Annotated in this window: 10 protein-coding genes; 2 read left to right on the top strand and 8 right to left on the bottom strand. The window is 35.4% G+C overall.

Annotated features, from left to right (window positions below):
- Positions 1 to 190: 190 nt before the first annotated feature.
- The 8 genes from ACN6OV_RS06060 to ACN6OV_RS06025 all read right to left on the bottom strand — a co-directional run bounded on the left by ACN6OV_RS06060 (position 191) and on the right by ACN6OV_RS06025 (position 7,199).
- A complete protein-coding gene (locus ACN6OV_RS06060) occupies positions 191 to 1,183 on the bottom strand; it encodes a phage late control D family protein (protein ID WP_427950758.1) in 993 nt (330 codons plus the stop codon).
- A complete protein-coding gene (locus tag ACN6OV_RS06055) occupies positions 1,174 to 1,383 on the bottom strand; it encodes a tail protein X (RefSeq protein WP_321104320.1) in 210 nt (69 codons plus the stop codon). Before ACN6OV_RS06055 ends, ACN6OV_RS06060 begins: the two co-directional genes overlap by 10 nt.
- Positions 1,384 to 1,842: a phage tail protein gene (locus ACN6OV_RS06050; protein WP_427950755.1), complete on the bottom strand. Its 459-nt coding sequence runs from the start codon at positions 1,840 to 1,842 to the stop codon at positions 1,384 to 1,386.
- Positions 1,842 to 4,253: a phage tail tape measure protein gene (locus ACN6OV_RS06045; protein ID WP_427950752.1), complete on the bottom strand. Its 2,412-nt coding sequence runs from the start codon at positions 4,251 to 4,253 to the stop codon at positions 1,842 to 1,844. The genes ACN6OV_RS06050 and ACN6OV_RS06045 overlap by 1 nt, the downstream gene beginning before the upstream one ends.
- A 152-nt stretch (positions 4,254 to 4,405) precedes the next feature.
- Positions 4,406 to 4,681, bottom strand: a complete 276-nt coding sequence (locus tag ACN6OV_RS06040) for a phage tail assembly protein (RefSeq protein WP_109291602.1) — start codon at positions 4,679 to 4,681, stop codon at positions 4,406 to 4,408.
- Between the two features lie 3 nt (positions 4,682 to 4,684).
- Positions 4,685 to 5,194: a phage major tail tube protein gene (locus ACN6OV_RS06035; protein WP_427950749.1), complete on the bottom strand. Its 510-nt coding sequence runs from the start codon at positions 5,192 to 5,194 to the stop codon at positions 4,685 to 4,687.
- Between the two features lie 12 nt (positions 5,195 to 5,206).
- Positions 5,207 to 6,400 (bottom strand): phage tail sheath subtilisin-like domain-containing protein, encoded by a 1,194-nt coding sequence (locus ACN6OV_RS06030; RefSeq protein ID WP_427950746.1) that lies wholly within the window; start codon positions 6,398 to 6,400, stop codon positions 5,207 to 5,209.
- A gap of 130 nt (positions 6,401 to 6,530) precedes the next feature.
- Positions 6,531 to 7,199, bottom strand: coding sequence for a lipopolysaccharide biosynthesis protein (locus ACN6OV_RS06025; protein ID WP_427950744.1), 669 nt, complete (start codon positions 7,197 to 7,199; stop codon positions 6,531 to 6,533).
- A 320-nt stretch (positions 7,200 to 7,519) separates the two neighbouring features.
- On the opposite strand from ACN6OV_RS06025, the gene ACN6OV_RS06020 reads away from it, so the two are divergent.
- A complete protein-coding gene (locus tag ACN6OV_RS06020; protein WP_427950741.1) occupies positions 7,520 to 8,236 on the top strand; it encodes a putative nucleotide-diphospho-sugar transferase in 717 nt (238 codons plus the stop codon).
- Between the two features lie 79 nt (positions 8,237 to 8,315).
- Entirely contained in the window at positions 8,316 to 9,092 is a 777-nt protein-coding gene (locus ACN6OV_RS06015) for a glycosyltransferase family 32 protein (RefSeq protein ID WP_427950739.1), read from the top strand.
- Positions 9,093 to 9,282 lie beyond the last annotated feature (190 nt).

The raw sequence follows: 9,282 nt of genomic DNA, 5'->3' as shown, positions 1-9,282 counted from the left end.
CTATTTCTATCTCTAAATTTTGGTAGGTATATCCAGACTCGAACTGGAGACCTCTACGATGTCAACGTAGTATCTTTTCAACATAATCAATAATTTAATTTAATATGACGTAATATTGACGTAAACACAAGATTATCCACAGTCTGTAATTAGCTGTGTAACAACATTATAACATGTCTAATCAAACTAGCTAATCTTCCTCTTTCAAACTTTTCACACCATTAACAGATGTTTTAAAACCAACGCTCTTGTCAATATTATGTGTACATTGCTCAACAATCCAATCCCCAGCAATTCCCTCTCTGAAATTCACAAGTGTTATTGGCATTTCTGCTGAAATTTGCGGGTTACCAGGTAAGTTTAAACTTAATTTTTCCTCACCACGGCGTGACTGGTCAAGTGATGCTTGAGCACCAGCATATGCACTTTTTTCATCTTGATAAGTATGTCTTAATCTTCTTACAGGTTCGCCATCTCCGACTTTAACTTCTTTTCTTTTAGCACCTTTTTTATCGTGCCAATAAGCTATCACAGTACCTGCACTATCACTCGTGCTCGACGTCATTTCCCAATCGCTCACTTGTTCTTTAGCCAAAATCAAATTAGGTAAGTCAATATCGCCACGTTTTACGAAAAGTAGCTTTCCACCTGCAGGTTTACAGATCACATCGTACCTTTTAGCGATACGTAATAAAAAGTTTAAATCCGATTCATCAGACTGATCAAAATGCGGGAGTTTAATTTTAGCAACAGCATCACTTACAAACGGATCTAAACCATGCTCCCTTGCAATTTTAGTAACCACTGCAGATACGCTTGTATCTTTTGGCCATGATCTTGTTTTTTGAGATGCTAATGATGTAATTCCGCTTTTACTTGTCAATTGAGGTACAGCACGACCACGAATAACCATTTTTTCAGGTGGACCTGATAAAGAAACTTCACTGACTATATAAAGCCCCATATCCACCATTGCCAAGTCATACCCCATAGAGATTCTTAACTCAGCACCTTTTTTAGGTAATTCAATAGGGCGAATGGGATCGTCAATTAAAGATATTTCACAAGTATCTGATTCATAACCTGTACCATCAGTAATAGAGATATATTCGTATAAATCTGAAATGATGCCTGTAATGTCTTGTTCATTCGCAATGACAGAGAAGCACGGCTTTAATCCCATAATTTCACCTTCTGCTTTTCAGTTGATTGCTTTACTTCAGGCAATTCAATCAAGATACCAGCTGGCAATATTGATGGATGATCTGTAATGCCAAAATTTGCTTCAATGATGTTTTCCACTACCTTATTGTTTGTATTTCCATAATAGCGGTAAGCAATTTCATCTAAAGTGTCGCCATCTTTTGTTGAATATTGAGCCATTTATATACCTATTGCATTCATTACTGTGCCAAGCAAACCTAAGCGCTCAGGACTATCTGAGTATTTACGCATATTCACCGTAAATTCTTGACGCCGAGGAACACCAAAAGCAGCAAATTTGGTTTGACCTTCGGTAATGCTATTGATGATCCAATAACCTAAAATTCTACCTGTACCACTCACAAGTAATTGAGGTTGCCCTGTTGCAGCCAATGCCCTGAGGTCGTCAATTTGCCCAGTACCACCTTTAAACTCTGGATAAACTACACCAGTTAATGAAATTGCATCTTCACCTGGTCCTAAATACTGTAGATTATCCCAACCACCAAAAACTGCTTGCTCTCCCCACTTATAATTTGTAGTGCGGTTTAATTCTTGATATGCCGCGGTATAAATACAAAATTTAAAAGTTCCAAGGCGCATCATCGTTAGGAATGTACCGTAAATCTGACCGTCCATTATTGTGCATACCCCGCATCTAACATTGAACCACGCTGAGCTACACCATTTGCCCTGTTAATTTTCTGCATGACCAAGTTAGCAATTTCATTTGGATTCTGCCCTGGTGCTGCATGAACTGTAATTGGTTGATTAAAATGCTGTGTTACTGATGGTTTAGTGCCACTTGCTCCACGAATTTGTGGTGCTGAATTTGTTCGATAAGGAACTGATGCTCTTGATTGTGAAGTAGGTGTACTTTTGGGAGAGCCAAAGATTGTATTTTTAACAGCACCAAAGAAACTACCCACTGTTGGTGTTTTATTTGCCAGTTCCGCAACCTTTCCAATAATTCCACCAATATTCTTGTGAATCCATGACAGACTATCAACCAACAAACGAACAGGTGTAAGAGCTAAAGTAATACCATTACCAACGATTTTTCCAAATGATTCACCAGCACTTGTAGCACTCTTTAATTGTTCTTCTGTCGCTTTTGCAGGAGATAATAGTTTCACAAACCAGTCATACACAATTCCAATGCCACGACCTATTAATTGAATAACAGGCTCTAGCCAAGACATCGATTTATATAAATCTGTAAAAGATGTAATAACAGGTTCAAGTCCTTGTTTTAAACCAGTCCAAAAACCACTAAAGAAGGCTTTGATTCGATCCCAATATTTGTAAATTAAAACACCTGCTGCAACAGCAGCTGCAGCAGCTATCCCCCATGGTGTACGTAGAAGAATAAAACCAACTTGTTTAACTATTGGAACAACCATACCAAAGGCAGATTTCAACAATCCTATTGGATTAAGTAAAGCTTTAAATGCTTTCCCTGCAATACCACCGGATACGGACAATCGAGTAAACACACCAAACAAAGATAAAATAGGTGATTTAATTGCAAAAATAGCCAAACGTGCAACTAATAATCCAACTTTAAATGCACCTAAAGCTACAACTGTGGTCACTATAAATTTAGTTAGCTTTGGATGTTCTTTAGACCAATCTGCAAATACAGAAACAACATTTCCAACACTTGCCATAATTGAATTTACTGCAGGTAAAAGAACACTACCAATATTGACAGCTAACTCTGAACCTCGGTTTTTAAAGGTTTGCCACTGTGCCTCGGTTGTTTCCATTCGAGCCTTAAATTCTCGACTCATACTTCCACTTGCATCGCTACTTGTAGAAAGGCGTAATTGTTTTTCTAACTCAGCCCTATTCTCCATTAATTTAGAGAATGTATCCCAATGTTCAGCACCAAATAACGTAGCCACCGCATCAATTTGAGATGTTTGCCCATCCTTAGCAATCTTTGGAAGCTCTTTGATTTTATCCATAACTTCAAATATGGTGCCGATTGCATCAGTTTGCATACCACGACCCAATTGACCAGTCGTTAAGTCTAATTCTTTGACCATTTCTCTAAATGGTTTTGACTGAGTATTAGCAGCACCTAGTTTTGAAAATACGGCGTTAATGGCCGTTGATGACGTTTCAGCTTTTTCACCAAGTGTAAGCAATGTTGAACCCAAGGCAGCTGTATGCTTGTCTGAGATTTTAACCATTGCAGCCGTACCACCAACACGTTGCATAAAGTCGATAATATCTTTACCAGAAGCAATAGCATTATCATCAAGATAGTTAATGGTATCCGCTAAATCACCAATATTCTTGATTGGAATTTTATACATGTTAGCAATCTTACCCATGTCCTGAGCAAGCTGATCGACTGGCAATTCAAAAGCAGTACCCATCTCTGCAACCACTTGAGTAAATTCAATTACATCTTTTTTAGCAACACCCATTTTTAGTGATTCAGCCACCATTGATGCAATTTCATTTGTTGCAATAGGCAGAGTCCGTCCAAGTAATTGGACTTCTTTCTGCATGTTGAAAAAGTCTTTGGTTAGCTTACCGCTTTCATCTCGTGCACCGTCTAACTGTTTAGCTATACCAAGCATTGCTGTTTCAAACTTTGCAGCCATAAATACAGGTGCACCTAAAGTAACCGTTGTAGCAATTGCTGACCCAATTTGACTTGTTAATTGTTTTATTTTTTCTTGGTTCTGCACACGTGCCGATTCAACTCGAGTTAATTTTTCTTGTGCTTTCGTCAGTCTATTTAGTTCATTCGTAACAGATAAATACCGTGCTCGCAAATTATCAACGTTTTTACCCATGCTTCCGAAAGTACGAATAGACTCGCCCAGCAAAGATTGTTGTTTTTTAACACGCTGAATTTCAGAACCAATTTTACCGAGCTGTGATGTTGTACTACCTATTGCAGTGCGTAGAGAACCTGCAATTTCACCACCAATCGTGATAATGGCATTTAATTTCTTATTTGACATTTCATCTGACACACTTAAACCAATGTGCCATTTTGTTATTTTTAATACCTTTGATTCATTATTCACTTATGCAAAGAAAAACCGCAATTAAGCGGTTTCTCTTGGTAATCCATCACACCACCAAATCAATCGTGAAATTGGTAACTTCTCAATTTCAGTCAATGACCATGATGTAAATGATGATAGTGCAATAACATGCTGACGAATGTTATTTGCACTTAAGATGTAAAAAGTCGATATGAATCCTGAATGCGACCATAATCACGTAAACCCAAACCTTTAATAAAATCGGGTTCAATTTCGCAAAGATTTGCAAACATAGTAATTTCTTGTTCAGCATTGGACTTACCTTTGCTTTGTAATTCAGCTGTCAGTAAATCTTGTACTGTTGGCTCACGCATATCTACAAATTGAATGCCACCATAAGGACGACTTAATTCAATTGTGTTTTTGCCCTCACCTTCCTTAATATAATCTTTTTCTTGATTTTCCATCTTTTACATTCCTAATGCTGAGCGAATATCTGCAAGTACATCTGTACCGTTAATAATGCGGACCATATTGATCACATCAATTTCATGAATTACTTGACCACCAATGGTTTGTTTGTAATACGTCAAAGACAAATCATATTTGTCTTTAGGTGCTTCACCAGCTTTTGATGTGCCTTGGTTGATTTTGACAATTTTACCCGTCAAATTATGAACTACAGCAGTTGTAGTACCATCATATGATTCCATCGCTTCGCGCACTGTAAATGAAGTTTGACTACCTTCTTTCACACCAAACAAAGACAAGACATCACGATCATGTGCATTCAAAGTAAAGTCAGCAACTAACTTTTCCATCCCCATTGTGATATCAATCGGGGCATCCATACCACCAGCGCGGTATTCTTCAGTTTGTAAAGACAATTCAGGCATATTGGCTTCATCTGTGTTACCAGCATAGCCACGACCATCAACAAATAAATTAAAATTCTTACGAATATCCTTTGCAACACCCATCTCAAATACTCCTTAAGAAAAAATCTCTTTGATATAGTCATTAACCAAGTGAGAACGGAAAATAATATGCTCGGCTGGATACACTGGCGTAAAGTCAAAATCGAAATAGATTTTCCCTTGTGCGATTTGATCTGCTGAATTTAGATCAGGGTCTGCCCAACAAGAACCACCCAAAATAGCACCGATGTTTGTGAGGTAACGCAAGTAAGCATTCACACCCTCAATCACATCATCTACATAAGTTTTTGTAATGCCACGATCTACAGCCCAAAGGTGTGCAGCTTTTAATGATTCATCAATCATATCTGCTGTACGTACAACACATAAGAATGCCCATTTTGAATCACTTGAAAGTGTGCGGTTGCCCCAAAGACGATAACCCTGTTGGCGGATAATTGTTGTGATATTTTTTTCATTGAGCAAATTCGCACGACAATTCGCGTCACCCATTGCAAAATCAATTGCGCGAGCAGTACCAACAATACCATTAATTTCTTGGTTAGACGGAGACCACCACCAACCACGATCATTATCTGATTTAGCAATTAAACCAGCAACACAAGCACTTGCCCATTCTTGAGAAGTTTCACCGTCGACTGATTTTAAAACTTTAGGATCGACTAAAAATACGCGTTTAGAACCAAAGTCTTCTGAGTATGCAATTGCATCAGCATCATTAGTGTTAGGACCATCGGCAACAATGACTGCTTTTAAGCGCTCTGCAATACCAATTAATTCCGCAACAACTGGATTTGATGTGGCTGGTGTTTCGCCAACTGCTTCTGTACGAGTGTGTGTAAAACCAGGTGCAATTAGAATTTTAGGAACAAAGCCTGTGATGTTTTCAGATGCTAGGAATGCATGAACACCTTCATATGTGCCAGTGTTTGCATCAACACCCCCAATTACATTTGCTAGTGTAGCTGGAGCTGTTTCCTCTTCATCGATACGCACAACAATAACCACGGCGCCAATTTGATCAAAAATAGAATCAAGCACTTGTGGTAACGTTCCTGTTTCACCAAGCTTTGCTGCAAGCGTGCGTGACCCCGCAATTAAAACAGGTTTGTTCAGTGGAAAAATTAAAGGATCAGCTTCTGGTGCAGACCCGATCAAACCAATAGTGGAACTACGCACAGTAGTGATGGGGCGTGCACCATCATCTACCGTGACGTTTTGAATCCCATGTAAAAATAAATCGCTCATTAACCGCAATCTCAGTTGAAGATTTTAGTCAATTTTTACTCTTTAGCCTTTAATTTTCATTATTCACAATTGCACTTAAATTATAGTTTTGATGCCTTATAAAAACCCAGAGATTACTAAAATGCCTAATTTAGATAGGCTCTTCTTTTTTGAAGCACGTTAAAGCACTTTGATTTGATAAATTAGTTACTTGGATCCCCTGATTTGTTAAATAATGGCTAGCAAAAGAAAAAGCTCTGAAAATAACATCAATGCATTCGCCTAGTTGGGTTGGCTGCATATTACTTTTGCATTCATAAAACCTAGGTAAGTTAAAATTATTCAAATCCACGCCAGCCATTAATATCTGCTTATAATTCAGATATGCACAAAGCTGTAATGCAACATACGCGACAGTGTGATGATCAAATACACCTCTAAAAATATCCTTTGAGAAACCCAAATCTCCATCTATAATAAAATCTTTATCCTCATCACTCACTGTAATCTTTTTAGACATAAATTGTTCAATTTGCATATTTTTAATAGGTTCAATAACCTTCAATACACAGCTTATCGTGTTTATATTTTTTTCCATTATTATTTTCAAACAATCAGCTGTAACGAACACTACCCCATCTATATTCAATATTTTAAGCATTAAATCCCATCTACTTTTCACGAAGTTTTCGTCTATAACCACATAATATTTAAAATTTATATCTTGTAAATTTATGGCACCATTCATGCCAATGAAATCATAATTCCCCACATATTTATTAAAATCTATATCTTTAATCGAAGGTCCTGAAGCAATCATAACAATACTATTTTGTTTAACTTCAGTACTAACTTTCGAATTATCAAATATTACCTGCTCATTTAGGTAATAAATACTTTGAATAACATTGTCACTTCGATACACCTTAAAGTAAGGAAAATATATCCGGTTGTGTCTTAACGACTTAGCATGTGTAATTTTATATAAAAATTTAAAAAAATTATTAAATCTAGAGATTTTCATTACTATTGAGGTCCAATATAAAAGTTAATTAGCTAAAATCAATACTACTAAAAAAACAAAAAGAAATAAGTTTAGTTTATAATCAAACTATTAGTTCATTCCCAAGACCAGAAAAAATGTTGACCGTCTTTAGTTTCCATACCAACGATTATCTCTATACTCGCCATGCAGAAATTTTGGCAGCATCAGCTAAAAAGTTTAATATAAATATTGATTTGACTACAGTAAATAGAAATGATTGGCAAAAAATCATCACATTTAAACCCACCTTCATTAACCAAATGCGTAAGAAACTTGAAGGACCTATACTCTTTGTAGATGCTGATGCGATAATTTTAGAAGATGTCAGACCATACTTTAGTACTATCAAAGAAGACATTGGTGTTCATTATCTTAATGACACTGAATTACTTAGCGGAACAATTTTTATAAATGATACTAAGAATGCTCGTGAATTAATCAGTGAATGGCAGAAACTTTCTTTAGAAAATCCTGACGTCTGGGATCAAAAAATATTGCAATCATTACTAGATGATTGGATAGCTAAAGGTAAAATTTCTTTAAATAAAATACCAATTAGATACACCCAAATTTTTGACTTGAATCCTGAAGCGATTCCTCCAGCAATCGAACATTTACAAGCTAGTCGAGATAAACGTTGGTTAAAAAATTTCCAAAAAAAACATCATTTAAAAAGAATTTGGATGTTATCTAAATTCAGCAAGGCAACTAAAAACATTAGGCTTAGACATGATTCTGTTAATGATCGTGCTAATCAATTAGCAATAGATCTTCAAATCAATCTTAAAGAACTTATTAGTGATGAAATCTAATAAATTTCAATAAATTACAGAGAAAACTTCCTAAAAAATCAAGTTTTTAAATTTAATATTTTTGTAGAGTGATTTAAATATGATTCCTAAAATTATTCATTATTGTTGGTTTGGTAAAAACCCCATTCCTGAAGAACAATTAAAATTCATTAGTACATGGAAGGAAATTTGCCCTGATTGGGAAATCATTCTTTGGAATGAAAATAATTTTGATATTGATAGCACACAATTTACAAAGAAAGCATATGAATTAAAAAAATATGCTTTTGTTAGTGATTATGTCAGAGTATGGGCTTTAAATAAGTTTGGTGGAGTGTATTTAGATACTGATGTTGAACTTAAAAAGAATATTGATTGTTTTTTAGAAAATGAAGCCTTTAGTTGCTTTGAAACAGAAGGTATACCATTTACATCTGCTGTTTGGGGTAGCAAACAGAACCATTCTTTGCTTAAAAAACTGTTGAATTACTATGAAAATAAAGAATACAGTTTGTCTGAAAAAGCAAATACCATATTAATTGGAGGCATCTTAAAAAGAGACTTTGGTATCAATCCATCAGATAATAAAAAGCAGGTTGGATTTGATGGCTGTGATAGTATCAATATATTTGCTTCTAACTATTTCTGTTTAGATCTTTCAGTAAATTATGCTTCGCATCACTTTTTTGACTCATGGGCAGATTCACGAAAAAAAAATCCGTATAAAAACACTATCCATGAGAAATATTATATTAATAGTTTAAAAAGTGGTGACTCTTATAGTAAGAACACTATTAAGAACTTTTCAAGAAACTTGAGCTTTAAAAATTTACTATGGATAATTAAATATTATTTAAAAAACATCCTTAAACAATAATAGCTAAAAGCCCTCCTTTAGGGCTTAGCTATATAAATTATTGCACTTTTTTATTTTAAATGACGCGCAACGAAGTTATTTCTATGTTTTTTGAAATAATTAGGCTAAATAAATATTTCACTACACGTAATGCTATTTCAATTTCCTTAAATAATTTCTATAACTATTTAAGGAAATATTTACATAACAA

This window comes from Acinetobacter sp., from assembly GCF_050285345.1.
Classification (GTDB): domain Bacteria; phylum Pseudomonadota; class Gammaproteobacteria; order Pseudomonadales; family Moraxellaceae; genus Acinetobacter.
Note: the sequence above shows the minus strand (reverse complement) of the source record. Positions and strands in the feature narration are given on the sequence as shown.

Coding starts and splice junctions, on each gene's coding strand:
- ACN6OV_RS06035 (WP_427950749.1), bottom strand. CDS start 5,194: ATGGGTGTTGCAAAGGATATTCGTAAGAATTTTAATTTATTTGTTGAT.
- ACN6OV_RS06025 (WP_427950744.1), bottom strand. CDS start 7,199: ATGATTGCTTCAGGACCTTCGATTAAAGATATAGATTTTAATAAATAT.
- ACN6OV_RS06030 (WP_427950746.1), bottom strand. CDS start 6,400: ATGAGCGATTTATTTTTACATGGGATTCAAAACGTCACGGTAGATGAT.
- ACN6OV_RS06060 (WP_427950758.1), bottom strand. CDS start 1,183: ATGGGATTAAAGCCGTGCTTCTCTGTCATTGCGAATGAACAAGACATT.
- ACN6OV_RS06040 (WP_109291602.1), bottom strand. CDS start 4,681: ATGGAAAATCAAGAAAAAGATTATATTAAGGAAGGTGAGGGCAAAAAC.
- ACN6OV_RS06020 (WP_427950741.1), top strand. CDS start 7,520: ATGTTGACCGTCTTTAGTTTCCATACCAACGATTATCTCTATACTCGC.
- ACN6OV_RS06055 (WP_321104320.1), bottom strand. CDS start 1,383: ATGGCTCAATATTCAACAAAAGATGGCGACACTTTAGATGAAATTGCT.
- ACN6OV_RS06015 (WP_427950739.1), top strand. CDS start 8,316: ATGATTCCTAAAATTATTCATTATTGTTGGTTTGGTAAAAACCCCATT.
- ACN6OV_RS06050 (WP_427950755.1), bottom strand. CDS start 1,842: ATGGACGGTCAGATTTACGGTACATTCCTAACGATGATGCGCCTTGGA.